Here is a 25600-nt window from a genome sequence, read left to right on the forward strand (position 1 = left end):
CGTCGGGGAGCCCGCGCGGTCCTAGCGTCCGTTGCATGAAGCGCATGACGGAACGTGCCGAGACCCACGAGCCCGCCGAACCCCCCGACGCCCCGGACGCCGGTCACGCCCGTGCCGGAGCCGGAGCCCGAGCCGGAGCCGGAATCACCGAAGTCCACGACATGGCCTGGCCCGGCGAGGCGCGGGCCGCCGCCGGCTGCGCCGCGCTGCTGTTGGCGGTCGCCCTGGCGGTGGACACGGCCGACGGCGGCACCACCCCCCTCGGCGCCGTGGGCTGGATCGGGCTCGCCGCGCTGCTCTTCGTGATCCTGCTGCCCGCCCGGGTCAGCGCCGGTCCCGACCGGCTCACCGTCCGCGGCCTGTGGGCCCGGCGCTCGGTACGGACCGACCGGCTGGTGTCGGTCCGCTGGTCGAACGGCGTCGCGCAGCACCTCGTGCTGCGCGACGCGGACGGCGGGCACGTCGAGCTCGACCCGCGGGTCCTGGTCGCCAACCCGCCGCTGTGGCGGCTCGTCGACGCCGCCGCCCGCGTCTCGGACGAGCGCGGCTCGCTGCTCTGCGGCGGCACCGCCCTGAAGCAGGTGCGGCAGCGCATCGACCGGGAGACCGCCGAGAACGTGTTCAAGGTCTCCGGCCTCTGAGTTCCCCTCCGCCCCGGACACGGGAAAGGTGCCGCTCCTCCTCCCGGAGGGGCGGCACCTCGGTGTCGGTGTCGGCGTCGGTGTCGGGCCCGCGCCCGGTCTCAGACCCGCAGCCGCAGCCGGCACACCGCCGCGTCCGTGTCCCGGCGCACCGCGTGCGCGACCACCGCGCCCCGCTGGTTCTGCAGCAGCCGCTGCCACAGGCGCTCCGGCTCCGCCTCCGGGATGAGCACGGTGACCCGTACGCCGGGCAGTTCGGCGCCCACCTCCCGTACGTACGCGGTGATCGGACGGCCCAGCGAGCGGCGCTCGGCGGTGAGCCGGACCAGCGGGACGCCCGGGTCCCACAGGGCCCAGTCGCGTTCCAGGGCCTCGGTCGTGGCCAGGTCCTCGGGGTCGGGGTGGCAGACGGTGACCGCGCGGACCTCGTCGCCGAGCGAGACGGCGGCGGTCAGGGCCTCGCTGGTGACGCGCGTCAGCGAGGAGACCGGCACCAGGACGAGGGAGCGGGCGCGGTGCGGGGGCTCCGGGACCCGGCCGACACCGAGCCGCTCGCCGATCCGCCCGTACGCCCGGTGGACCGCCTCGAACAGGGCGACGAGCAGCGGCAGCGCGAGGACGATCAGCCAGGCGCCGTCGTGGAACTTCGTGGCGGTGACGACCACCGCCGACACCCCGGTGAGCAGCGCGCCGAAACCGTTCAGCGCGGCCCTGCCCCACTGCCCGCGGACCGCCCAGTGCCGGACCATGCCGGTCTGGGCGAGGGTGAAGCCGACGAACACGCCGATCGCGAACAGCGGCACGAGCGCGTTGGTGTCGCCGCCGGAGAACACCAGCAGCGCGGCGGAGACGACGGCCAGCCAGAGCACCCCGTGCCGGTGCACCTGCCGGTCCGCCTTGAGCCCGAAGACGTGCGGCACGTAGTTGTCCCTGGCCAGCAGCTTCAGGAGCACCGGGAGTCCACCGAAGGACGTGTTGGCGGACAGCGCGAGCAGCACCATGGTGGCGAACTGGACGACGTAGAAGGCCGCGTTGTGCCCGAAGGACGCGTCGGCGAGCTGGGCGAGGACGGTGACGCCCTCGACCGGCTGGAGGCCGAAGCGCGAGATGAGCACGGACAGGCCGATCAGCATGACGCCGAGCAGCGCGCCGAGGGCGAGCTCCGCGCGCTGGGCGCGGCGGGCGGCCGGGGCGCGGAACGACGGCACCGCGTTGGCGATGGCCTCGACCCCGGTCAGCGCGGAGCAGCCGGAGGCGAACGCCTTGAGCAGCAGCATCGCGCCGACCGTGGTGGCGTTGTCGGCGAGGACGGAGGCATGCCCGGCGGAGGCGGCGGTGGACACCGGCGCGTCCCGGAACAGGCCGACCACGACCAGGGCGAGGATCGCGCCCACGAACACGGCGGTCGGCAGCAGGAAGGCGCGGGCGGAGTCGACGATCCCGCGCAGGTTCACGGCCGTGACGAGGACGAGCACGCCCAGGCAGATCACCAGCCGGTCGTCGTACAGCGCGGGGAAGGCCGAGGTCAGCGCGGCGACACCGGCCGTGACGGCGACGGCCACGTTCAGCACGTAGTCGAGGACGAGCGAGGCGGCGGCCACCAGCCCGGCCCGGCGGCCGAGATGGGCCTTGGCCACCGCGTAGGAGCCGCCGCCGTCCGGGAAGGCCGCGATGACCTGGCGGTAGGAGGCGACGAGCACGGCCAGCAGGCCCGCGATGGCGAGCGTGACGGGCAGCGTGAAGCCGAGCCCGTGCGCCCCGGCGGCGGCCAGGACCAGGACGATGGCCTCGGGCCCGTACGCGACCGACGCCATCGCGTCGAGGGAGAGGGCGGCGAGCCCCTGGAGCGCGGTGAGGCGGTGCCGGGACCCGGCGGCGTCGGCGCCCGGGGGCTCCGGGGATCGCGAGGGTTCCGGGGGCTCCTCGGCGGCGGGTTCGCGCTGGGTGAGGTGGTGGACGGCCATGGGTGTTCCGGTCCCTTTCACGGCGGTTCTCGGCAGGACTGCCCCAGCGTGGGGTGGGATCCGGCCAGGGCCGTGCGTTCCTCCCGCCGTCTTGACGCAAAGAGCGGCCGTCCTGACGCGATCTTGACGGGGGACGGGACGAACGGGTGGAGAAGGGGTGGAGCGGCGACGCCCGGCCCCGTCAGAGCAGGCCCGCCGCCTCGACGCCGAGCCAGACCGCGCCGAGCCCGGCGGCGATGCTCCCCAGGACGTTGCCGACCGCCCGGGCCCTGGCCCCCGACTCGTACAGCTTCAGGGTCTCGAAGGAGAAGGTGGAGTACGTGGTGAGGGCGCCGCACAGGCCGGTGCCGAGCAGCAGTCCGGCGCGGGCCGAGGTCACTCCGGTGAGCAGCCCGAGCACGAACGACCCGACGACGTTGACGGTGAAGGTGCCCCAGGGGAAGCCGTCCCCGAGGCGGGCCTTGACGGCCCGGTCGGTGAGGTGGCGCAGCGGCGCGCCGACGGCGGCGCCCAGGACGACGAGCAGCCAGTTCACCGGCGCGGCCCCCGGTCCCGTACGTCGGCGCCGGTGGCGGCCCGGACCGCGCGGCGGGCCAGGGCGACGCCCGTCCACACCGCGGCGAGGGCGGTGACGGCGGTGCCGCCGAGGTAGAGGAGCGCGCGGGCGGTCTCGCCGTCGGCGAGCAGCCGCTGGGTGTCGAGCGCGTAGGTGGAGAAGGTGGTGAAGCCGCCGCAGACGCCGGTGCCGAGGAAGGGGCGGAGCAGGGGGTGCGGGGCGGCGCCCTCGCCCTCGTCGGGTTCCACGGCGGTACGGGCACCGGGCCGGGGCCAGGGCGGCCCGGGCCAGGAACGGGGCCAGGGCCAGGTCTCGGTCAGTGGCACCAGCAGCGCGCCGAGCAGGGCGCAGCCCACCGCGTTGACCGTGAGGATCGTCCAGGGGAAGGCACCGGCCGGGGTCGGCCAGGCGAGGACCGCCGCGTAGCGCGCCGCCGCACCCAGGGCGCCGCCCGCGGCGACCGCCCCGACGACGGGGAGCTGCGCGCGGAATGCCTGGGACCGCTGGGACATGCGCCCAGGGTACGAGGTCGGGCCGCGCCCGGAACGGAACCGGCCGGGCGGCGGACGGGACGAGGCGCACAGGCGCGGACCCCGGCCTGGGGCATTAACCGGAGTCCGGCCCGTGCTGCCTCGCCCTGATGTTCCGATCGCCGCCACGCACCGGTCAAAGTCCGTCCGGCGAGTCTGTCAGATCCCCCCTCGGGGTATATCGGAACCGGCCACGAGCCGGTCGCCGCAACGCCTTTGGGGCATGTCAGGGGCGCGCGGCGGGGAGGGGTGTGGTCCGGCCACCATCATTCGGCCCAGACGGGTGCCGGGTACACCTCCTCCTGGCGGCCGCGACGCGGGACCGTGGAGGTGCAGCGGGAGGGAGCTGCGCACCTCGTAGGGCAGGAGTGTCGTGAGTGTCGTGAGTACATCCGTCGCAACCAGGTTCAGGACCGTCGCCGAGCACCGGGACACCGCCAGCGAGGACGTGTACGGCGAACTCTGCGCCGCGCTGTTCTCCGGCTTCCCGCGCCGCGACCAGCGACTGAAGGCAGAGCAGTATCTGCGCGGTCTGCTGACCGCCCAGGGCCGCAAGTCCATCCGGAACATCGCCGCGCAGATCGGCGGCCCGGCCGCCGAGCAGAGCCTGCACCACTTCATCTCCAGCTCCACCTGGGACTGGCGGCCGATGCGTGCCGAGCTGGCCCGCTATCTGCAGCGGACCAGCACGCCGCAGGCGTGGGTGGTGCGCCCGATGCCGATACCGAAGGCCGGTCAGCACTCGGTCGGCGTCGACCGGCGCTTCGACCCCGAGCGCGGCCAGGTGTTCCGCGGCCAGCAGGCGTTCGGTGTCTGGTTCGCGTCGGAGGAGACCAGCGTCCCGGTCAACTGGCGGCTGTTCCTGCCCGATCCGTGGGTCAAGGACCGCACCCGGCGCGACCGCGCCGAGGTGCCGGAGGGCGCGGCCGAGGAGACCATGGAGGAGTGCGCGGTCAACGCGGCGCTCGACGCGGCCCGCTGGCCCGACGTGGCCCGCAAGCCGCTGCTCCTCGACATCCGCGGCGGCGCCGGGCGGGCCGCCCTGCACCGGCTCGCGCTCGCCGGGGTCCCGGTGGTGGCGCGGATCGGCGCGGGCTGCCGGCTGACGGTCGCGGACCGCTCGCTGCCCGGCTTCGGCTCGGGCCCGCTGACCGCGCAGCAGATCCTGGAGTCCCTCAAGGGGCTGCGCCGCCCGGTCAGCTGGGTGGACTCGGCGGCCGGGATGCGTACGTCGCGCACCTCGCTCGCGACGGCGGTACGGGTCACGCTGCCCGTCCCGGCGGGCGAGCGGCAGCGTCCGCTGCTGCTGCTCGGCGAGTGGGACGACCCGCGCCGCTCCCCCTCCCGGCTGTGGATCACCGACCTGACCGGTTCGGCGGTCGGCCCGCTGCTGCGGCTGACCAAGCTGTCCCGGCGGGTGGAGCGCGACTTCCGCGCGGTGGGCGAGGGCGCGGGCCTGCGGGACTTCGTGGGCCGCTCGTTCCGCGGCTGGCACCGGCACATCACGCTGGCCTCGGCCGCGCACGCGGCGACGGTGCTCGCGGCGGACCGGGAGATCGTCCCGTACGCCGGGGCGACGGTGCCGATCGCCCGCTCGGCGAGCTGACGCCCCGCCCGCCGGCGGCGGGCTGAGGCGGGGCCCCATGGACCGGGGTCTGGGAGTTGGGGCTCCCGGACCCCGTACTTCTGCCCTTTGCCGCCTGTCGTACTGGCCACGCATCGGGTGCGTACGAACTGTGCATCGGCGACGTACCGAAGGCGTACCGACGGCGTACCCGCGTGATGACGGCGTACCGGCTACGTACTGGCGGCGCATCGGTGGCGCACTGGTGGCGCATTGGCCGGATACCGGCCGCATATCAGCCGGTGGGCCGACCCTCAGGAAGCGTCCCTTCAGGGAGCTTCCTTTCAGGGGGCTTCCTTCGGGTCGGCGCCGAGTGCGGCGCGGCGGCGGACCAGGACCTCCCGGGTGCGCTGGAGCCGGAGCGCCAGCTGGACCTCCAGGACCTGGCCGGGCTTCTGCCATTCCGGACCGAGGAGTTCGCTGATCCGCTCAAGACGGCGCGAGACCGTGTTGGGGTGGACGTGCAGCGCCTCGGCCGCGTTCGTGGGGCTGCCGCCGGAGGCGAAGTACGCCTCCAGGGTGCGGGTGAGATCGGTGAACCGCTCGGCGTCGTAGTCCAGTACGGGCCCGATGGCCGTCTCGATGAAGCCGTCCACGTCATGGTCGTCGGAGAGCAGCAGCCCCAGGAACCCCAGGTCCTCGGCCGACGCCGCCGCGCCCGTGCCGCCGAGCGCGCTCATCGCGTCCAGGCAGCGCATGGCCTCCTGGTAGAGGCGGCTCACACTGTCCGGACTCCAGCCGGGTCCGGCCGCGCCGACCGAGACGGGATGGCCGAGCAGCGGGGCGAGTTCGCCGGACACCGCCTTGGCGGCGGCCGACGCCTCGACGCCCGGCAGCAGCAGGACGACGGAGTCGCCCTGCACGGTCTTCAGACCGCCCAGCCGGTACGCGTACGAGGAGGCCCACACCACGGCCCGGCCCTGCTCGCCGCCCTCCGGCCGGGCCACCACCAGGACGTGCGGCTTGCGCAGATCGATGCCGAGGCGGCGGGTGCGCTGGGCGATCTGCTGCGGGGCGTGCTGCGGCTCGGCGAGCAGGTCGTCGAGCAGGTCGTCGCGGACCGGGCCCTCGGCGACGGCGGTGGAACGCTGCATCAGGAGCAGGAAGGCGACGGACTGGGCGGCGAGTTCGAGCAGTCGCTCGTCCTCGCCGGTGAGCGGGGTCGCGGCGCGGACCACGAGCACGCCGAGGTCCTCGGGGCCCGCGATGACGGGCGCGACCCAGGTCCGGTCCTCGTCCCCGGGGCCACGGTCGAGTCCGCCGACGGGCCCGTTGCCGATCCCGCCGCCGAGTGCACCGCCGATCCCGTACCCGGGGCCGGGCGTAAGACCGCCGACGACACCGCCGACGACACCACCGGCGAGACCGGCCGGGTACGCGTCGCCGGTGCCCGCCATGCCTCCGGTGCCGTACGGTTCCCCCGCCTCGTACGGTTCCCCCGCCTGGTACCGGCGGGTCGCCGGGGCGGCGGGGGTGCGGACCGGGCGGCGGCCCGCGTGGGCGTCGAGCGATGCCTTCGCGACCGCGTCCTCGTCGAGTCCGGGCAGCGTGCCGGTGGCGGCGAGGGTACGGCCGCCCGGGTCGCGGATGACGACGCAGGCGTCCAGGGCGTCCCCGGCGGCCTTGGCGACGCCGAGCAGATCGCCGCCGGACAGCACCAGGTTCATGATCCGGCGGTGCGCCTCGCCGATGTACCGCATCCGGGTGAGCGCGGTGCGGGCGCGCGAACTGTCCTGTTCGAGTTCGGTGACCTCGGCCCTGGTCTGGTCGAGGAGTCCGGCCTTCTCGGTGGCGACGGCCGCGAGATCGGCGAGCGAGGCGAGGAGTCCCGCCTCGCCGTCGCTGAACCGGCGGGTCCTGCGGTCGGCGCCGTAGAGCAGGCCGATGACGGTGTCGCCGACCCGCAGCGGTACGGCGAGCGCGCCGCGCAGCCCCTCCTCGCGGACGGCCGCGTCGACGTCGGCGAGGTGCGGGAAGCGCTCGTCGGTCAGATAGTCCTCGGTCCACACCGGCCCGCCGAGGGTGTGCACCAGGGCGCCCAGGCCCTCCGGGTGCGGGGCGGCTTCCGGCCGCCCCATGCCCGTACCGGCGCCCAGGTCCATCCCCGTACCGAGGTCCGTCCCCGTACCCGTACCCGGACCCGTACCCGGACCCGTACCCATGCCCGTACCCATGTCGATGCCCATGCCGGTGGCTTCGGCCGCGCGCTCGGGCGGGTCGAAGACGCCGAGTCCGCCGTCCGCGTGGTGCAGCACCCGGACGCCGAAGGCGTCCCGCAGGGTGACGCAGGCCAGGTCGAGATCGAGGAGGCGGCGGGCCCGGCGGACGATCAGCCGGAGCAGGTCGTCGAGTTCATAGGGGTGGGTGAGGTCGCGGGCGGTGTCGGCGAGGGCGTCGAGTCCCGCCTCGCGCTGCTCGCGGCGGGCGAGCGACTGGCTGACACCGGTCGCGAGGTGCACCGCGCGTGCGAGCCGCGCGAGTGCCTCGGGGGTCCGGCCGGCCGCCTCGGCACCGGCGAGGAGTTCGGCGAAGTGCTCGGGCGGCGCCTGCCGGGCGAGCAGTTCCAGGACGGCGAGGGCGTCCATGTCCGCGCCGTCGCTCTCGTCCGCGCCGTACCTGGACATGCCTCAACCCCCGCTGCCGAGCAGTGCCGGACGCCGCCGTGGGCATCCGGACCGCACGCCGAACCTAGATCCGCCGGGCACGGCGGTCAACGGTGAGATCGACCACTTCATGACCCTTCGCGCCCCTTCTGCCGCATCCGTACCCGGCCAGTGTGCCGGGGCCACCGCCCGGAGCGGGTCACACAGTGCCGCGGGCACCTTGCCCATCGCGGGGTGGAGGCGTGAGCGTGGGCCGGGACTCGTCCGACGGTGCGTCAGAACCGGGTCGCGGTGTCCGCTTCCGGGTACCCCGGGAGCGCCGACCTCGGGGTGCCCGGTCCGGTCGCCGCTCCGCCGTCCGGCGGGCGGCTCAGACCGCCGCACCGACGGCCGCCGCGCCCGCGAGGGCCGGCCTCGGCGCCGACGGGCGGTACGGGGCCACCGGAGGCAGCGAGACCGGCTGAGCCTGGGCCTGGGTCTGGGGCTGCATCTGGGTCGGGGCCTGGGCCTGGGGGTGGGACGCCGGACGGGGGGCGGTACGGGGCCGCGAGCCCTGCGCCTGCGCCGGAACCCGGGGCCGCGCCGAGTCCCGTACGGTCAGCAGCGAACGGTGCAGTCGGCGCAGCCGGGCCGAGGGCTCCCGGCCGCCGTCCGCGCGCAGCGCGGCGCAGAGCCGCTGGTGAGCGAGGAGCGCGTCGTCGGTGCGGCCGCAGCGCAGCAGGGCCACCATGAACTGGGCGTGGATCGACTCGTTGAGCGGGTGCCGGGCGGCGAGCACGGCCAGCTCGGGGACCATCTCGGCATGGCGGCCGAGGCCCAGTTGGGCCTCCACCCACTGGTCGAGCACGCTCAGCCGGGAAATCTCCAGACGCTCGGCCTCGGTGCGCAGCCGGGGTCCGGCGTCGACGCCCGCGTAGGGCTCGCCGCGCCAGAGCGCCAGCGCCTCGCCGAGCCGGAGCGCGGCGCGGGCGAGGTCGCCCGCCTCCATGGCGCGGTATCCGGCACCGGCCGCCCGCTCGAACTGCCAGACGTCGTGGGAACCGCCGCCGGTGTCCAGGCGGTAGCCGCCGGACTGGGCGGAGAGCACGGTCTCCGGCGTACGGCCGGCGCCCCCGTCAGACCCGTCGGGCCCGTCGGCACCGGCGGTCCCGGCGGCACCGGCGGTCCCGGCGGCACCGGCGGTCCCGGCGGCACCGGCGGTCCGGTCCTGGGCCTCCGGCAGGGCGGCGGCGATCAGCGCGCGCAGCCCGAGGATGTGCGAGTGGAGTTCGGCGCGCGCGCCGCGCGGCGCGCCGGACGGCCAGATCTCGTCCATCAGGACGGAGACCGGCACGACCTGGTCGGCGCAGGCGGCGAGCAGTGCGAGGAGCTGTCGTGGCGCGGCGGCGGTCGGGGTGACCGACACCCCGTTCTCGCTGACCGACAGTCCCCCCAGGATCCGGACGTCCACCTTGCCCCCTCAGTGTCTGTGCGCGGGATGACCCTGGACGATTAGAAAAGAGACCGCGCGGCATGTCAATAAGAAACCGGACGGTACGGAATCACTGGACCGTTGGGACGGTATTTTTGTCCCATTTAGGCCGACTTGGGGCCATCAACAGGTCGTCAAGGGGTGAGGAAACGTACTCACGCCTCGACTAACAGAACCCGGGGGTATGGTTTCGCACTCGTTTTCAGGCAGCGGTGCGGGCACCTTCCGGCCAGGAGTTCCCCAAAACCGGCACTACGGTCTTCTTTCCGTTCACCATGGCATGCCCTGCGCACTCGCGGAAGCACACACGGTGAAGGCCCGCTGCACGGCAGCGGGCCTCAGAGGTACGGGGCTACGGAGGGGGCGGGGCGCGGGGACGTCAGTGCGGGACGCGCGGGGCCGGGGGGAGGTGGGGGGCCGGGGGGAGATGAGCGGCGCGGGGCACGAGGTGGGAGGGGTGCGCGGTCCCGGGGCCGGGGGTGGCCGGGGTGGCGGATTCCTGAACGCCGGATTCCCCGCCGTCGGGGTCCTCACCGTCCGGCTCCTCGCCGTCGTCACCGAGGGCGCGGGCGCCGCGGCCCGGCTCCAGGTCCAGCATGGTCAGGACGGCGGGGACCACGATGCTGGGAAGTAAATGCTGGTAGAGCGCGGAGGCCCAGCGCTCCATCGAGGAACGGTCGCCCTCGAGGGCGTGGGTCATCAGATTGAGCCCGGCGTAGGCGCCGACGACCAGCGGGGCCACCTCTGCCGGGTCCGCGTGCGGCAGCAGCTCGCCGCGCCGCTTCGCCTCCTGGAGCAGGGCCAGGTTTATCTCGGTCCACTCCCGGTAGGGGCCGCTGCGGTTGAGGTCGTGGCCGCCCTGGTCGAGGGTGAGCCGGACGCTGCCGCTGAGCACCCGGTCGACGGTGAGCCGGTGCGCGAAGACCATGCCGACGTCGACGAACTCCTGGACCTTGCTGGTCTGCGGCGGCGGGGTGGGCACCACCGACACCTGGGCGTCGATGACGGCGTGCGCGAGGTCTTCCTTGGAGTCGAAATGGAAGTAGAGCGCGCCCTTGGTCACCTGGGCGAGCGCCAGGATGTCGGAGAGCTTGGCGGCCTCGTAGCCCCGCTCGTCGAAGACGGCGGCCGCCGCCTCCAGGATCGCCCTGCGGGTGCGAATCGCCCGATCCTGTTTCGCCATGGGAGTCACGTCCCTCTCATCGCGCCCGAACCGGCATCCCGGTGGCCCGAGAAAACAAACCTAGGGGTACCTTATTTTCCGGCAGCTGGAAGATACCCGAAGCCATGTTCGCAGTGAACCCACAAGCCCGCCGACCTCCTCCCATACTGCTCTGACCTGCGACGATTTCGAGCACGCCAGGTAAGAGAACGTCAGGTCGGTGAATCTGGCACCAACCTGACGGTATACCGGAAGCCTGGACTGTCACAGAGGGCGACCAGAAAACCGACCCTCCGGTCGGGGTACGGGCCGGGGCCGGAGCCGTACCGGAGTACGTGCCCCGGACCCCGCGTCCTCATCCCCCGGTGACGACCGCCGAGGCGGTGAGGAGGCCGAACGCGGCGAGGATCAGCAGCGTGCGGATCCGGTGGAGGCCGTTCCAGCGGCGCTCGAAGGCGCCGCGGACGGCGGCCGCCGGCTGGTCGGTCGAGGCCGCGAGGGCGTTGTTGAGCGGGATGTTCCCGGCGGCGGTGACGAGGTGGTTGGCGACGGCGGCCACCAGGCCGGCCAGGACCAGCCACTTCTGGGTGCCGGTGCGGCCGTCGACGGGGACGAACAGCGCGGCGGCCGGGAAGGCCACCACGCCGAGGAAGACGACCAGGAACACCGGCTTCGGCACGTACTCGTTGATCCGCCGCATGGCGGGGACGAACTCCTCGTCCGTGAGCCGGGCGAGGGCGGGCATGATCCCGGTCTGGAAGATCAGCATGAATCCGGCGTAGAGGCCGGTGGAGACGATGGCGAGGGCGAGCAGCAGGGCGGCCATGCGGTCCATCATGGCCGATCAGCTCGCGTACGGGTCGTCGCCGCCGCCGAGGGCGTCGGCCTGCCGGATGGCCTCGGCCAGCTCCCGTACGGAGGCGGAGCGGGCCCGTTCGGCGAGGGTGCCCGCGCGGCCCGCGAGGGACGACAGCGGGGGCGCGCCGGGCACGTGGCCGCCGCGCAGCCGGTCGGCGAAGTAGGCGGCGATGGCGGTCAGTTGCAGACTGTCGTGGCCGTCGCCCCAGATCGGCGCGGTGAGCGCGGCGGTGTCGACGGTGGCGGAGCGCTCGTGCGGGGCGCGGGTGGCGGGGTCGAGCCAGCGGACGGTGGCGGTGGCGACCTTGCCGCGCTGTCCGGGCTTCAGCTGGACGGCGTAGAGCGCGGTGACGGTGTGCCCGGCGCCGATCTCGCCGCCGTCGACGCGGTCGTCGCGGAAGTCCTCGTCGGCGACCTTGCGGTTCTCGTACCCGATGAGCTTGAAGTCGGCGACGGTCCGCGGGTCGAAGGCGACCTGGGCCTTGGCGTCGCGGGCGCGGAGTTCGAGGTGGCCGGGGAGCTGGTCGACGAAGACCTTGCGGGCCTGGGCGGGGGTGGCGACGTAGGTGGTCATGCCGTCGCCCTTGTCGGCGAGGCGTTCCATGAAGGCGTCGCCGTAGTCGCTGCCGACGCCGACGCCGAAGAGGGTGATGCCGTAGCGGCGGCGTTCGGTGTCGATGCGTTCGAGGATGCCGTCGGCGTCGGTGTCGCCGGTGTTGGCGAGGGCGTCGGAGAGCAGCACGACGCGGTTGGTGACGCCCTTGCGCCGGCCTTCGACGGCGGTGTCGTAGCCGGTGCGGACGCCCGCCTCGACGTTGGTGGAGGAGCTGGTGGCGAGGCCGTCGACGACGTCGCGGATCCGGCCTCGGCTGTCGCCCACCCGGCTCATGGGGAGCCGGACCTCGGCGCGGTCGCTGAAGGTCACGAGGGCGACGGAGTCGTCGTCGCGCAGTTCGTCGGCGAGCAGCCGGAGGGACTGCTTGACGAGGTCGAGCCTGCCGGGTTCGCCCATGGAGCCGGAGACGTCGACGACGAAGGTGAGGGCGGCGGGCGGGCGTTCGCCCTCGCTGGGCCGGGTGGCGAGGCCGACCCGGAGCAGCGACCAGTCGGCGGCGTCGCTGCGGGCGCCGTCGAGGGTGACGCTGAAGCCGTTGTCCTTGGGGCGCGGGTAGTCGGGCTTGAAGCTGTTGACGAACTCCTCGGAGCGGACGTCGGCGGGGTCGGGCAGCCGGCCCTCGGCGAGGGTGCGGCGGGCGTAGCCGTACGAGGCGGTGTCGACGTCCAGGGCGAAGGTGGAGAGCCGAGGGGCGGGGGCGATGTCGCGGGAGCCGGGTGATTCCTGGCCGGGCCGGTCCTGGTCGGGGGCGACCTGGCCGGGGGCGGGCGCGGGGCGCTTGCCGGAGGCGTGGTCGGCGCTGGTGCGCCCGCCGTCGGCGCCCGCGCCGCAGCCGGTGAGCAGCAGGGCTCCGGCGAGGAGGGCGGCGAGCGCCGCTCCTGCTGCCCGTTCGGGTCGTCGTCGCATGATCGGTTCCCCCATCTCGTCATCTCCCGTGCGGGAGGCGGCACTTGTGAATGTGACGCGCGAGCGGGCGGGAAGGAGCAGACGAAGGAGTTGCGGATGGATCTCAATGCGGCAACGGCGCCGGGGGCGCGCGGTGGTGGCAGGGATTCGCCATCCTTGTCAACAGGGGTTGTCACCGTACGCAGTCACGTGCGTACATGGAGTTGCACACCGATCGGGCGGGGGTGGTCAGCGGTGGGAGAGACTGCGGGCTCCGTGATGCTCGCGCGATCGGCGATGGGCCGCGCCGGCCCGGAGCCGCAGCGCCCGCCGGGGCGCCCGGTCCGCGGCACCCGCCGGGTCAGCGCGGCCCTGGCAGGTCTGGCGGCGTCGGCGCGGCACGAGTTGCTGACGTTCGACGATCCGGCCGCTTCCGCGTCGCGTGCGATCCCCGAGCCGTTCCTGGAGTTGGCGGGAGCGTGCATGCGGGCGGCGGCGGAGCGGGCCGGGGAGGTGCGCCGGATCGTGCCGCGCACCGCGCTGCCGGTGGTGGCGGGCGCGCTCCGGCTGCCGGGCCGGGCGCGGGTGGCGGAGACCATCCCGTTCAAGATGATCGTGATCGACCGCACGGTGGCGGCGGTCCCGCTCGACCTCGAACTCCACTACAACGGCCTGCTCCTGATCCGCGACCCGGTGGTGGTCCAGGCCCTGGTCCGGACCCACCACACGGCCTGGGACACCAGCCAGGACCTCACCGGCCTCACCCCACCCGCCCGCGACCTCCCCCCACAACTCCGCCCGGTCCTGGACGCCCTCCTCTCGGGCCTCACCGACGAGGCCGCCGCGACCCGCCTGGGCATGTCCCCGCGCACGTACAGCCGCCGGGTGGGCGACCTGATGGCGGCCCTGGGCACGACGAGCCGCTTCCGCGCGGGGGCGGAAGCGGCTCGGAGGGGGTGGGTGTGAGGGCGCGGCGGGTGCCGCTCGCGCTCAGCTCTGGATCAGGTGGATGGTCTGGGCCACGACGATCGCGCCGGAAATCGCAAGAAACACCGCGCCGACCAGAATCGCCGGAACCCGATACCTCTGCATTCCTCATCACGCTCGCCATGCCATTGGATCGCAGATCTCCGGAAACCTTTGACATCGAAAACCAGCCACGAGGCCGAGAGGCGCCGCACCGCATTGACTCAGTTGCCGACGACGACGGCGGCGATGCCGAGGCCCACCGCTGCGACGGTGGCCAGGTCGGCGAGCGGTGACACCGTGAAATGCGTGCTCACCCCACTGCCCTGAGATCGTTTCCTCCGCGACCTGATGCAGTCGTCGACCCGCCCCGCCGCTCGCTCCGCCGAGCTGCCGAAAAGGCCGTCGACGATCGATCCGGCGAATCCCACGGACCGGACGGACTCGTCCCCGCGAAGGAACAGGGTCAGGGTGCCATCCCGCCCGGTGGCCGCGTATCTCGCGGAACTCGCCGGAATCGAGTACGTCGTCAGCGGGTTCACGACGGTGATGACCCCTGCCTCGATCACGACGCGCGATCCGCAGATCCGGCGGACCAGCGGGATGAGCGCGAGGAGAACCGCCAAAACCCCCAAACCGTCACCGTCGACGCCGAAATCCCGCATCCGCAGGGCGCACCCCGCGGCGGCGGCGATCGCCCCCAGGGGAAGCACGACGGAGAGAATCCGGTAGGACCCTCGCCAGAGAACTTCCCTTTTCGTTCCGTTCGTCCCAAGAGAGAACGCGAAACTCCCCATGGCCTCCCCCAAGGCACGTGATGTTCGGGTCCGTCCCCACGGACCGTCCCCACAGTATGGCGCGTCCAGTTCCACGCGATCATCGATCTCGACACCCTGGAACAATCTCCAGGGGCCGCTCCCGCCGGGGCACGACCACGACCGTCACGCCGTCACGCCGTCACGCCGTCAGGACACGATGTCCTTCCGCGCGAACCCCCTGAACGCGAACGCGAACAGCACCACCGCGTACGTCACCGAGATCGCCGCCCCCTTCGCCATGCCCGACCACTCCAGCTGGGGCTGGAGCGCGTCGATCCACGAGTACTGCCAGTGGGTCGGGAGGAAGGCGCGCCAGTCGCCGAGGGCCGTGACGGCGTCCAGGACGTTGCCGACGATCGTCAGGCCGACCGCGCCGCCGACCGCGCCCAGGGGGGCGTCGGTGCGGGTGGAGAGCCAGAAGGCGAGGCCCGCGGTGGCGAGTTGGGAGACGAAGACGAAGGCCACCACGATGCCGAGGCGCAGCAGGGCAGTGTCGGCGGGGAGTTCGCCGCCCGTGGGGATGCGGAGGGGGCCCCAGCCGTAGGCGAGGGTGCCCGCCGCGAGGGCGACCAGGGGGAGGAGGATCATCGCGGCGGCGCTCAGGCCGAGGGCCACGGCCAGTTTGGACCAGAGCAGCCGGGCGCGCGGGACCGGGGCCGCGAGGAGGTAGCGGAGGGAGGACCAGCCCGCCTCCGAGGCCACCGTGTCGCCGCAGAACAGGGCCACCGGGATCACCAGGAGGAAGCCCGCCGAGGCGAACATGCAGGTCGCCACGAAGTTGGCGGCCGAGTCGGTCGCCGTGTCCATCAGGGTGATCCGGCCGGTCTCGGAGCCGTCCGGGTCGCCGCCGATCGCGAAGGCGACGATCAGGACGAACGGCAGGGCGGCCAGGATCAGGCCCATCACCAGGGTGCGGCGGCGCTTCAGCTGGCGCACCGCCTCCACCCGCAGGGGCAGGGTGCGGCCGGGGGCGTAGCCCGGCGCGGTGACAGCGGGGGCGGGCGCGGGGGCCTGGGCGGCGGTCATGCGGTCTCTCCTCCGATCAGGGTCAGGAACGCGTCCTCCAGACGCCGGTGCGGGCCCGCCCCGGTCACCGGCACGTCCAGGCGGACGAGTTCGGCGATGAGGGCGGTGGCGGTCCGGTCGGTGAGGCGGACCAGCAGGCCGCCCTCCACCCGTACCGCGTCCAGCTTCGCCACGATCTCGTCCGACACCGGGCCGTCGACGGTGACGAGCAGGGTCTCGCCGTTGCCGGTGATCTCGGCGACCGGGCCCGCCTGCACCAGGCCGCCGCGGTCCATCACCACCAGGTGGGTGCAGGACTGTTCGACCTCGGCGAGGAGGTGGCTGGAGACGATGACGGTACGGTCGCCCGCCGCGTACCGGATCATCACCTCGCGCATCTCGCGGATCTGCGGCGGGTCGAGGCCGTTCGTCGGCTCGTCCAGGATCAGCAGGTCGGGCAGGCCCAGCATGGCCTGGGCGATGGCGAGGCGCTGCCGCATGCCCTGCGAGTAGGTGCGGACGGAACGTTCCAGCGCGCCGCCCAGGTTGGCGATCCGCAGCGCCTCGTCGAGGTGGGCGTCCTCGGCGGGGCGGCCGGTGGCCTGCCAGTACAGCTCCAGGTTCGCCCGGCCCGACAGGTGCGGCAGGAAGCCCGCGCCCTCGACGAACGCGCCGACCCGGGACAGCACCGGCGCGCCCGGCCGGATCGCCTGGCCGAACACCCTGATCTCGCCCTCGTCCGGGGTGATCAGGCCCATCAGCATCCGCAGGGTGGTGGTCTTGCCCGCGCCGTTGGGGCCGAGCAGGCCGAGCACCTGGCCCTGTTCGACGCGGAACGACAGGTCGCGGACGCTGTAGCGCTCGCCGCCCGCGTACTTCTTCGACAGGCCGGTGATCTGCAGCGGCACCTCGGCGAGCGCCGGGTCCGGCGCGGGCGCGGCGGTCCGGCGGCGGGCGGTCAGCAGCAGCGCGGCCGCGACGCCGAGGCCGATCAGCGGCAGACCCCACACCCACCAGGGCAGCCCGGCCGCCTGGGTGGTGACCGCGGGCGCGGTCGGCACGGTCAGCGGGCCCTCGACGGCGGCGGTGTACGTGGCGGGGGCGACCGGCGACGCGTAGCCGAGGTCGGTCGCGGAGAGCACCAGCCGCAGCCGGTGGCCGGCCGCGACCTCGTGGTCGATCGCCGGGAGGGTGAGGTCGACGGTACGGCCGGGTGCGGCGGCGCCGTCGATCCGTACCGGGGTGACGAGCTGGCCGGGCAGCACTTGGCGGCGGCCGTCCGGGCCCACGTCGTACACCTTGGCGAAGAGCACGGCGGCGCCGTCGGGCGCGGTCGAGGTGACCTTGACGCGGACGGTCGGCGAGCCGGTGATCCGCAGCGGCGTGGCCTGGGGGCGGGCGTCGAAGGCGGCGAACTGGCCCGGGAAGTCGAGGGACAGGCCGACACCGAGCGAGGAGAACTGCGCCAGACCGCCGCCGAGGCCGGGCACGGCGGAGATCGCGGGCGGGTTGGCCCCGGCGGGGTTGGCGAAGGTGGCGGAGGCCGAGGCGGAGCCCGTACCCGAGCTCGTACGGGCAGCGGCGCCGGTCGGCGTGAGGGGGACGCGGACCGGGTCGCCGGCGAGGCCGGGGTAGCGGTCGGCGGTGGCGCCGCGCAGGGTGGCCCTGCCGTCGGTGGAGTCGACTCCTCCGGTACGGCTGACGCGGAACGCCGGGCCGGTGTCGGCGGCCGCGTCCTGCTTCAGATAGCGGTCGAACCAGGCGCCGATCCGGCCCTCGACCCGGTCGGTCTCGCGGTCGCCGCCGTCGTGGCCGCCGGCCGTCCAGTCGACGGCGACGGGCGCGCCGTTGGCGGTGAGGGCCTTGGCCATGGCGTCGGACTGGCCGAGGGTGAAGAGCGAGTCGGTCTGGCCCTGCACGATCAGCGCGGGCACCTTGATGCGGTCGCCGACGGCGGACGGGCTGCGGGCCTCCAGAAGGGCGCGGGCCGCGGCGTCGGGACGGCCTGAGACCGCGACCCGTTCGTAGAGGGCGCAGACCTCGGGGCTGAAGCGCCCGCACGCACCGGCCTGAGACTTGTCCTGGGGCCCACTCCTGCCCTCCGTCGGGCCCGCCCCGGCGGAGAAGAAGATCCCCGCCCACAGCTTCTTGAAGACGCCGTCCGGGAACAGCGCGTCGGCGAGGTTCCAGTACGTGATCTGCGGGGCGATCGCGTCGACCCGCTGGTCGTGCCCGGCGGCGAGCAGCGAGACCGCGCCGCCGTACGAGGCGCCGGTGACGCCGACCCGGGGGTCGCCCTTCTTGTCGAGCTGGACCTCGGGGCGTGCGGCGAGCCAGTCGATCAGCCTGCTGACGTCCTTGACCTCGCGCTCCGGGTCGTTGAGCCCGATCCGGCCGGTGGAGGCGCCGAAGCCGCGCGCCGACCAGGTGAGGACGGCATAGCCGTCGCGGGCGAGCCGTTCGGCCTGGGCGCGGACGTCGTCCTTGGAGCCGCCGAAGCCGTGGCCGATGAGGACCGCGGGGCGGCGGCCGTCGCCGCCGGAGGTGAAGTACGAGGTGTCGAGCCGTACGCCGTCGAGGTCGAGCATCCGGTCGGCGCGGCGGACGGACGCGGTGTCGTCGGAGGCGACGGCGGTCCAGGTACCGGCGCCGCCGACGAGCACGGCGAGGACGGCGCCGAGCGCGGCCCACCGCGGAAGGCCCCTCCGGGGAAGTCGCAGCTGCATGTCATCGAGCCTAGGCGGCCCGGGTGGGCGGACACGCATGCCCCGGGGCGGAACTCGGCGGCCTCCTTCGGGCGTACGCGGTAGCGTCGGCGTACACCAGACGCGGTACGCGGAGGCTTCATGGGCGGCTTTGAGATCCGGCGGGCCACCACCGTGCCCGAACTCCTCGCGGCGGCACCGCTGTACGACGCGCCGCCGCGCCCCGAGTGGGCGGCGGCGTTCCTGGCGGCGCCGGGGCACCTCATGCTGATCGGCCACGCGCCGGACGGCTCCGTCGCGGGCTTCGTCTCCGGCATCGAGATGCGCCACCCCGACAAGGGCGTCGAACTCTGTCTGTACGAGCTGTGCGTGGCCGAGGCCCACCGCCGCCAGGGTCTCGGCCGCGCCCTCACCGAGGCCCTCGCCGCCGAGGCGCGGGCGCGCGGCTGCTACGGCATGTGGGTCGGCGTCGACCTGGACAACGAGGCGGCGCTGCGCACGTACACGGCGGCGGGCGCGGTCGACGAGGGCACGTTCACGATGCGGGGCTGGACCTTCCCGCCGGACGCCCCTTAGGTCGTGTCCGGCCGCTCGGGGAGCGGAACGGGTCCGGCCCCCGGCGCGCGTCGGAACGCGCACCGGGGGCCGGACCTTCAAGAGATCACGGGAGACCCGCCTCGCTCAGTGGTTGCGCGGGAAGCCGAGGTCCACGCCCGCCGGGGCGTCGGACGGGTCCGGCCAGCGGGTCGTGACGACCTTGCCGCGGGTGTAGAAGTGGATGCCGTCGTTGCCGTAGATGTGGTGGTCGCCGAAGAGCGAGTCCTTCCAGCCACCGAAGGAGTGGTAGCCCACCGGCACCGGGATCGGCACGTTGACGCCGACCATGCCCGCCTCGACCTCCAGCTGGAAGCGGCGGGCGGCGCCGCCGTCGCGGGTGAAGATCGCGGTGCCGTTGCCGAACGGCGAGGCGTTGATGAGGGCCAGGCCCTCCTCGTAGGTGTCGGCGCGCAGCACGCAGAGCACCGGGCCGAAGATCTCGTCCTGGTACGCCTTGGCCGTGGTCGGCACGTGGTCGAGCAGGGAGAGGCCGATCCAGTGGCCGTTCTCGTGGCCCTCGACGGTGTAGCCGGTGCCGTCCAGGACGACCTCGCAGCCCTCGGCCGCCGCGCCGTGCACGTAGGAGGCGACCTTGTCACGGTGGACGGCCGTGATGAGCGGGCCCATCTCGGAGGTCGGGTCGTTGCCGGGGCCGATCTTGATCTTCTCGGCGCGCTCGCGGATCTTCTGCACCAGCTCGTCGCCGATGGAGCCGACCGCGACGACCGCGGAGATCGCCATGCAGCGCTCACCGGCGGAGCCGTACGCCGCCGAGACCGCCGCGTCGGCGGCCGCGTCGAGGTCGGCGTCGGGCAGCACCAGCATGTGGTTCTTCGCGCCGCCGAGCGCCTGCACGCGCTTGCCGTTGGCGGAGGCGGTGGTGTGGATGTGGCGGGCGATCGGGGTGGAGCCGACGAAGGAGATCGCCGCGACGTCCGGGTGCGCCAGGAGGCGGTCGACGGCCACCTTGTCGCCGTGCAGCACGTTGAAGACGCCGTCGGGCAGGCCCGCCTCGGCGAGCAGCTCGGCGATCTTCATCGCCGGGGACGGGTCCTTCTCGCTCGGCTTGAGGACGAAGGTGTTGCCGCAGGCGATGGCCAGCGGGAACATCCACATCGGCACCATGGCCGGGAAGTTGAACGGGGTGATGCCCGCCACCACGCCGACCGCCTGGCGGATCGAGGCCACGTCCACCCGGCTGGAGACCTGGGTGGACAGCTCGCCCTTGAGCTGGGTGGTGATGCCGCAGGCCAGGTCGACGATCTCGAGGCCGCGGGCGACCTCGCCGAGGGCGTCGGAGTGGACCTTGCCGTGCTCGGCGACGATCAGCTCGGCGATCGCGTCGCGGTTGGCGTCGAGCAGCGCGCGGAAGCGGAACAGGATCGTGGTGCGCTGGGCCAGCGAGGAGGTGCCCCACGTCTGGAACGCGGCCTTGGCGGACGCGACGGCGGCGTCGACCTCGTCGACGGAGGCGAGGGCCACCCGCGTGGTGACCGCGCCGGTGGCCGGGTCGGTGACCGGGCCCCAGTTGCCCGACGTGCCCTCGACGGTCTTCCCACCGATCCAGTGGTGGACGGTCTTCGTCATTGCGTTGCTCCTTCAGAGACCTTCAGAGATGGCGCCGTCGGGCGGTGACGTGCCGGTCGTACTCCTCGCGGGCCTTGACCGCCGACGGGCGGGTCGACGTCTCGGCCACGGGCACATCCCACCACGCCTGGGCGGGGGGCGCGCCCGACACACTGTCTGCCGTTTCGGTCTCGACGTAGACACATGTGGGAACGGTGGCGGCGCGCGCGTCCGTGAGGGCTTCCCGCAGGTCACGTACGGTGTGGGCGCGCAGCACCCGCATCCCGAGGGAGGCCGCGTTGGCGGCCAGGTCGACCGGCAGCGGCGGGCCGGTGAAGTGGCCGTCGGGGTCGCGGAACCGGTAGTCGGTGCCGAAGCGTTCGGCGCCGACGGCTTCCGAGAGGCCGCCGATCGACGCGTACCCGTGGTTCTGCAGGATCACCACCTTCAGGGGCAGTCGCTCCTGGACGGCGGTGACGATTTCGGTGGGATTCATGAGGTACGTACCGTCGCCGACGAGCGCCCAGACGGGCCGCCCCGGTGCGGCGAGGCAGACGCCGATGGCCGCGGGGATCTCGTAACCCATGCAGGAGTAGCCGTATTCGACGTGGTACTGGTCGCTCGAACGGGGCCGCCACAGCTTGTGGAGGTCGCCGGGCAGGGAGCCGGCGGCGTTGATCACAATGTCGTCCCCGGTGACCAGGGTGTCGAGTACGCCGAGGACCTGGGTCTGGGTGGGGCGGGCGGCGGGGTCCGGGGTGGCGTAGGCGGCGGCCACGGAGCCCTGCCAGTCGCGCCGCGCGGACGACCAGGGGGCGGGGGCCGGGCTGACGGCCGCGGCTGTGGCGGCCGGTGCGGTGCCGGTGAGGGCTTCGGTGAGCGCGGTGAGGGTCTCGCGGGCGTCGCCGACCAGGGGCAGCGCGGCCTGTTTATGGGCGTCGAAGCCGGTGATGTTGATGTTGAGCAGGGTGGCGTCGGGGCGGAAGAGGGTGCCGGAGGCGGTGGTGAAGTCGGAGTGGCGGGTGCCGACGCCGATGACCAGGTCGCTGGTGCGGGCCAGCGCGTTCGCCGGGGCCGTACCGGTGTGGCCGACACCGCCGACGTCGTGCGGATGGTCGAACGGCAGCACGCCCTTGCCCGCCTGGGTGCAGGCCACCGGGAGCCCGGCCCGCTCGGCGAGGACCCGCAGGGCGTCCTCGGCCTCGCTGTACTTGACCCCGCCGCCCGCGATGACGAGCGGGCGCTCGGCGGCGCGCAGCGCCCTTACGGCGGCGGTGAGTTCGGCCCGGTCGGGGCGGGGGCGGCGGACGGTCCAGATCCGCTCGGCGAAGAACTCGGCCGGCCAGTCGTACGCCTCCGCCTGCACGTCCTGCGGCAGCGCGAGGGTCACCGCGCCGGTCTCGGCCGGGTCGGTGAGCACCCGGGCGGCGGCGAGCGCGGCCGGGATCAGCGCCTCGGGGCGGGTGATCCGGTCGAAGTAGCGGGACACCGGGCGCAGGCAGTCGTTGACCGACACCTCGCCCGCCCACGGCACCTCCAGCTGCTGGAGCACCGGGTCGGCGGGCCGGGTGGCGAAGGTGTCGCCGGGCAGCAGCAGCACCGGGAGCCGGTTGACGGTGGCGAGCGCGGCGCCGGTGACCAGGTTGGTGGCGCCGGGGCCGATGGAGGTGGTGACGGCGTGGGTGCTGAGCCTGCGGGACTGGCGGGCGTAGCCCACGGCCGCGTGGACCATGGCCTGTTCGTTGCGGCCCTGGTGGTACGGCATGAGGTCGGCGTGCTCGACGAGGGCCTGGCCGATGCCCGCCACGTTCCCATGGCCGAAGATCCCCCAGGTGGCGGTGATCAGGCGGCGCCGCACGCCGTCGCGCTCGGTGTGCTGCGCGGCGAGGAAGCGCACCAGGGCCTGGGCGACGGTGAGCCGGACGACGCTGCTCATGCGTATCCCTCCGTGTGGTCGGGGTGGAAGCTGATCCGCCAGGCCCGCTCGGGGCCGGGGCCCGCCATGACGTTGAGGTAGTAGAGCGGGTGGTCGGGCTGGGCGATGGACGGGCCGTGCCAGCCGTCGGGGACGAGGACGGCGTCGCCGGTGCGGACCTCGGCGAGCAGCTCGGCGCCGCCAGGGCGGGAGGGGGTGATCCGCTGGTAGGCGAAGCCGTCGCGGCGGGCTCCGGCGGCCCCTGGCCCGGCGACCTCGGGCCCGGCGAGCGGGCGTCCGGCGAGCGGGCGTCCGGCGAGCGGGCGTCCGGCGACCTCGTAGTAGTAGATCTCCTCCAGGACCGATTCGGTGCCGGGGTGGTGCGCGTCGTGCTTGTGCGGCGGGTAGGAGGACCAGTTGCCGCCGGGGGTGATCACCTCGACGGCAATCAGCCGGTCGCAGTCGAACACGCCCGCCGCGGCGAAGTTGCGCACCTCACGGGTGCGGTTGCCGCTGCCCCTGGTCTCCACGGGAACCTCCGGCGCGGGGCCGTAGCGTGCGGGGAGTCGTCGCTCGCACTTCGCTCCTGCCAAAGCGAAGCGGCCTCCCGCACCGGAGGCGATCTGGGCGTGGGCGTCCCTGGGCACGTAGGCGAAGTCCGACACGCTGTCGAACGGGCTTGCGCGGCCTACGAGTTCGAGAATCTCCCCCTCGACGCGCACCGTACCGCCCCCGGACAGCGGAAGCACCACCCATTCACTGTTCCCTGTCTCGAAGTGGTGACTTCCGCCCGGCGGCAGGTCGAGCACGCGCAGCGAGCTGTGCGCCCAGCCGGCCCGGTCGGGGTCGATGTCGAGCGCGTACGGGCCGCGGGCGGCGGTCCCGGCGGGGACGTGGAGCGGGAGCGTGGTGTCCATGATCTGTGCCTACCCGTTGTCCGCCGCCCTCACCTCGGGGTTCTCCCGGGTTCCCGACCCCGAGACCGGGGCGGCGGGCCCGTAGGGGTCGGGGAGGGTGGCGTCGCCCGCGGCGAGCGCCCGGTCGATCTCGTGGGCGTACGGCATGGCGGACGAGCAGGCCAGCCGGCCCGCCACGATCGCGCCCGCCGCGTTGGCCCGGCGCAGCACCGTCTCCAGGTCCCGGTTCGGCTCCTGGCCGGGACCGGACAGCAGTCCGTGGGCGAGCGCGCCGCCGAACGCGTCGCCCGCGCCGAGGCCGTTGACCACGTCGACGGGGAGCGGTGGCACCTCGGCGGTGGTGCCGTCGGCGGCGAGCGCGAAGACCCCCTTGGGGCCCTGTTTGACGACGGCGAGCCGGACCCCGGCGGCGAGCAGCGCGCGGGCGGCGGCGTAGGGCTCGCGTTCGCCGGTGGCGACCTCGCACTCGTCGAGGTTGCCGACGGCGACGGTGGCGTACCGCAGGGCCTCCCGGTACAGCGGGCGGGCGTCGGCGGCGGTGCCGTCCCAGAGGGCGGGGCGCCAGTCGAGGTCGAGGACGGTGAGGGGCGCGGACGGCGGGCGCTCGCGGAGCGCGGTGAGGGTGGCGGCGCGGCTGGGTTCGGCGCTGAGGCCGGTGCCGGTGACCCACAGCGCGCGGGCGGTCCGCAGCGCGGGCAGGTCCAGGGATTCGGGCCGGATCTCCAGGTCGGGGGCCTTGGGGTGGCGGTAGAAGTGGATCGGGAAGTGGTCGGGCGGGAAGAGCTCGCAGAAGGTCACCGGGGTGGGGTAGGCGGGCACCGGGGTCACCCAGCGGTCGTCCACGCCGAACGCCCGCAGTTCGCGGTGCAGGTAGTCGCCGAACGGGTCGGCCCCGGTCCGGCTGATCAGCGCGGTGCGGCTGCCGAGCCGGGCGGCGGCGACGGCGACGTTGGCCGGGGAGCCGCCCAGGAATTTCCCGAAGGTCTCGACCCGGGCCAGCTCCACCCCGGTCCGCAGCGGGTAGAGGTCGACGCCGAGCCGCCCCATGGTGATCAGGTCGTACGGCACGCCCTGGTCCGTCATCGCGGTCACCTCTCGCCTCCGGCCCGGGAAGGGCCCATGTGCCCAGGTCTATCCAGGGTCATGGACGCTGTCAACGGTATGTCCGGACATTCGGACCTGGGTCCGGAGCCGGTCCCGACGACGTCTTGACGGCCTCCGGTGGCGCCCGCAAGGTGGCTTTCATGACGAATCCGTCCGCCGCCCAGGTCCCGTCGTCGCCCGTCTCCTCCCGGATCCGGATCGGTTCCGCCCCGGACTCGTGGGGGGTGTGGTTCCCCGACGATCCGCGGCAGGTGCCGTGGCAGCGGTTCCTCGACGAGGTGGCGGGCGCCGGGTACGGGTGGATCGAGCTCGGTCCGTACGGGTATCTGCCGACCGATCCGGCGCTGCTCGCCGAGGAGACCGCGAGCCGGGGGCTGAAGGTGTCGGCGGCGACCGTGTTCACCGGGCTGCACCACGGCCCCGAGGTGTGGGACAGGACCTGGGCGCACGTGGCGGAGAACGCGGCCCTCGCGCAGGCCATGGGTGCCCGCCACCTGGTGGTGATCCCGTCGTTCTGGCGCGACGACCGCACCGGCGAGGTCCTGGAGGACCGGGTCCTGACGCCCGGACAGTGGCGGTCGCTGACCGGGCTGACCGAGCGGCTCGGCCATGAGGTCAGGGAGCGGTACGGGCTCCAGGTCGTGGTCCATCCGCATGCCGACACCCACATCGACAGCGAGGAGAACGTCACCCGGTTCCTCGACGCCACCGACCCCGCGCTCGTCTCGCTCTGTCTGGACACCGGGCACTACGCGTACTGCGGCGGCGACAGCGTCAAGCTGATCGAGACGTACGGGGAGCGGCTCGGCTATCTGCATCTGAAGCAGGTGGATCCGGCGGTGCTGGCGCGGGTGGTCGCGGAGGAGGTGCCGTTCGGTCCGGCGGTCGCCCGCGGGGTGATGTGCGAGCCGCCGGCCGGGGTGCCCGCCCTGGAGCCGGTGCTCGCCGCCGCGGCGGCGCTCGACGTGGACCTGTTCGCCATCGTCGAGCAGGACATGTACCCGTGCGAGCCGGACGCTCCTTATCCGATCGCCGTCCGCACCCGGCGTTTCCTCCGCTCCTGCGGCGTGTGACCGCTCCGGCCCTTCCGGGGTGAC

At 73.8% G+C, this 25600-nt stretch carries 20 protein-coding genes; 5 read left to right on the plus strand and 15 right to left on the minus strand.

The annotated features are described in order from the left end of the window. Nucleotides 1–35 precede the first annotated feature (35 nt). A complete protein-coding gene (locus tag ACIPXM_RS29870) occupies nt 36–641 on the plus strand; it encodes a hypothetical protein (protein ID WP_401661808.1) in 606 nt (201 codons plus the stop codon). A gap of 101 nt (nt 642–742) precedes the next feature. Here the strand turns inward: ACIPXM_RS29870 and ACIPXM_RS29875 are convergent, their stop codons facing one another. The 3 genes from ACIPXM_RS29875 to ACIPXM_RS29885 form a co-directional block, all read right to left on the minus strand. After that, nucleotides 743–2605 carry an APC family permease gene (locus ACIPXM_RS29875; RefSeq protein WP_401661811.1) on the minus strand — a complete coding sequence of 621 codons (1863 nt, stop codon included), beginning with the start codon at nt 2603–2605 and terminating at the stop codon, nt 743–745. A 181-nt stretch (nt 2606–2786) separates the two neighbouring features. After that, a complete protein-coding gene (gene crcB, locus ACIPXM_RS29880) occupies nt 2787–3140 on the minus strand; it encodes a fluoride efflux transporter CrcB (RefSeq protein WP_401661814.1) in 354 nt (117 codons plus the stop codon). Further along, nucleotides 3137–3673: a fluoride efflux transporter FluC gene (locus ACIPXM_RS29885; protein WP_401661817.1), complete on the minus strand. Its 537-nt coding sequence runs from the start codon at nt 3671–3673 to the stop codon at nt 3137–3139. The genes crcB and ACIPXM_RS29885 overlap by 4 nt, the downstream gene beginning before the upstream one ends. A 400-nt stretch (nt 3674–4073) precedes the next feature. Between ACIPXM_RS29885 and ACIPXM_RS29890 the strand changes: the two genes are divergently transcribed. Beyond that, nucleotides 4074–5297: an IS701 family transposase gene (locus ACIPXM_RS29890; protein WP_401661820.1), complete on the plus strand. Its 1224-nt coding sequence runs from the start codon at nt 4074–4076 to the stop codon at nt 5295–5297. A 302-nt stretch (nt 5298–5599) separates the two neighbouring features. On the opposite strand, the gene ACIPXM_RS29895 is transcribed toward ACIPXM_RS29890, so the two are convergent. The 5 genes from ACIPXM_RS29895 to ACIPXM_RS29915 all read right to left on the minus strand — a co-directional run bounded on the left by ACIPXM_RS29895 (nt 5600) and on the right by ACIPXM_RS29915 (nt 12931). Next, on the minus strand, nt 5600–7939 hold the full coding sequence (locus ACIPXM_RS29895; RefSeq protein ID WP_401661823.1) for a helix-turn-helix domain-containing protein: 2340 nt from the start codon (nt 7937–7939) through the stop codon (nt 5600–5602). 349 nt (nt 7940–8288) lie between these two features. Continuing rightward, complete coding sequence (locus ACIPXM_RS29900) at nt 8289–9368, minus strand: BTAD domain-containing putative transcriptional regulator (protein WP_401661825.1); 1080 nt, start codon at nt 9366–9368, stop codon at nt 8289–8291. A gap of 400 nt (nt 9369–9768) precedes the next feature. Continuing rightward, nucleotides 9769–10572 (minus strand): ScbR family autoregulator-binding transcription factor, encoded by an 804-nt coding sequence (locus ACIPXM_RS29905; protein ID WP_401661827.1) that lies wholly within the window; start codon nt 10570–10572, stop codon nt 9769–9771. 334 nt (nt 10573–10906) lie between these two features. Further along, nucleotides 10907–11377: a DUF1772 domain-containing protein gene (locus tag ACIPXM_RS29910; protein ID WP_401661830.1), complete on the minus strand. Its 471-nt coding sequence runs from the start codon at nt 11375–11377 to the stop codon at nt 10907–10909. Nucleotides 11378–11395: 18 nt separating this feature from the next. Then, nucleotides 11396–12931 carry a von Willebrand factor type A domain-containing protein gene (locus ACIPXM_RS29915; RefSeq protein WP_401661833.1) on the minus strand — a complete coding sequence of 512 codons (1536 nt, stop codon included), beginning with the start codon at nt 12929–12931 and terminating at the stop codon, nt 11396–11398. Nucleotides 12932–13165: 234 nt separating this feature from the next. Here ACIPXM_RS29915 and ACIPXM_RS29920 point away from each other — a divergent pair, with 234 nt between their 5' ends. Then, nucleotides 13166–13876, plus strand: coding sequence for a DNA-binding response regulator (locus tag ACIPXM_RS29920; protein ID WP_401661835.1), 711 nt, complete (start codon nt 13166–13168; stop codon nt 13874–13876). Nucleotides 13877–14100: 224 nt separating this feature from the next. Here ACIPXM_RS29920 and ACIPXM_RS29925 read toward each other — a convergent pair whose 3' ends face one another. From ACIPXM_RS29925 to ACIPXM_RS29935, 3 genes are all read right to left on the minus strand, one after another. Continuing rightward, a complete protein-coding gene (locus ACIPXM_RS29925; RefSeq protein ID WP_401661838.1) occupies nt 14101–14589 on the minus strand; it encodes a hypothetical protein in 489 nt (162 codons plus the stop codon). Between the two features lie 252 nt (nt 14590–14841). Beyond that, nucleotides 14842–15720: an ABC transporter permease gene (locus ACIPXM_RS29930; RefSeq protein ID WP_401661841.1), complete on the minus strand. Its 879-nt coding sequence runs from the start codon at nt 15718–15720 to the stop codon at nt 14842–14844. Continuing rightward, a complete protein-coding gene (locus ACIPXM_RS29935; RefSeq protein ID WP_401661843.1) occupies nt 15717–18425 on the minus strand; it encodes an alpha/beta fold hydrolase in 2709 nt (902 codons plus the stop codon). The genes ACIPXM_RS29930 and ACIPXM_RS29935 overlap by 4 nt, the downstream gene beginning before the upstream one ends. Nucleotides 18426–18545: 120 nt before the next feature. Here ACIPXM_RS29935 and ACIPXM_RS29940 point away from each other — a divergent pair, with 120 nt between their 5' ends. Continuing rightward, nucleotides 18546–18980: a GNAT family N-acetyltransferase gene (locus tag ACIPXM_RS29940; protein ID WP_401661846.1), complete on the plus strand. Its 435-nt coding sequence runs from the start codon at nt 18546–18548 to the stop codon at nt 18978–18980. A 105-nt stretch (nt 18981–19085) separates the two neighbouring features. Here ACIPXM_RS29940 and mmsA read toward each other — a convergent pair whose 3' ends face one another. From mmsA to iolC, 4 genes are read right to left on the minus strand one after another with little or no spacing between them, the layout of a single operon-like run. Continuing rightward, entirely contained in the window at nt 19086–20588 is a 1503-nt protein-coding gene (gene mmsA / locus ACIPXM_RS29945; protein ID WP_401661849.1) for a CoA-acylating methylmalonate-semialdehyde dehydrogenase, read from the minus strand. Between the two features lie 22 nt (nt 20589–20610). Next, a complete protein-coding gene (gene iolD, locus ACIPXM_RS29950; RefSeq protein WP_401661852.1) occupies nt 20611–22503 on the minus strand; it encodes a 3D-(3,5/4)-trihydroxycyclohexane-1,2-dione acylhydrolase (decyclizing) in 1893 nt (630 codons plus the stop codon). Continuing rightward, nucleotides 22500–23399: a 5-deoxy-glucuronate isomerase gene (locus ACIPXM_RS29955; RefSeq protein ID WP_401661855.1), complete on the minus strand. Its 900-nt coding sequence runs from the start codon at nt 23397–23399 to the stop codon at nt 22500–22502. The genes iolD and ACIPXM_RS29955 overlap by 4 nt, the downstream gene beginning before the upstream one ends. Nucleotides 23400–23408: 9 nt before the next feature. Then, the gene (gene iolC / locus ACIPXM_RS29960) at nt 23409–24482 is read right to left on the minus strand and encodes a 5-dehydro-2-deoxygluconokinase (RefSeq protein ID WP_401661858.1); all 1074 of its coding nucleotides are present in this window, start codon (nt 24480–24482) and stop codon (nt 23409–23411) included. Nucleotides 24483–24643: 161 nt separating this feature from the next. Between iolC and ACIPXM_RS29965 the strand changes: the two genes are divergently transcribed. Next, nucleotides 24644–25576 carry a sugar phosphate isomerase/epimerase family protein gene (locus tag ACIPXM_RS29965; RefSeq protein WP_401661860.1) on the plus strand — a complete coding sequence of 311 codons (933 nt, stop codon included), beginning with the start codon at nt 24644–24646 and terminating at the stop codon, nt 25574–25576. Nucleotides 25577–25600 lie beyond the last annotated feature (24 nt).

It is taken from the genome of Streptomyces sp. NPDC090025 (assembly GCF_044748125.1).
In the GTDB taxonomy this organism is placed as follows: Bacteria; Actinomycetota; Actinomycetes; order Streptomycetales; family Streptomycetaceae; genus Streptomyces.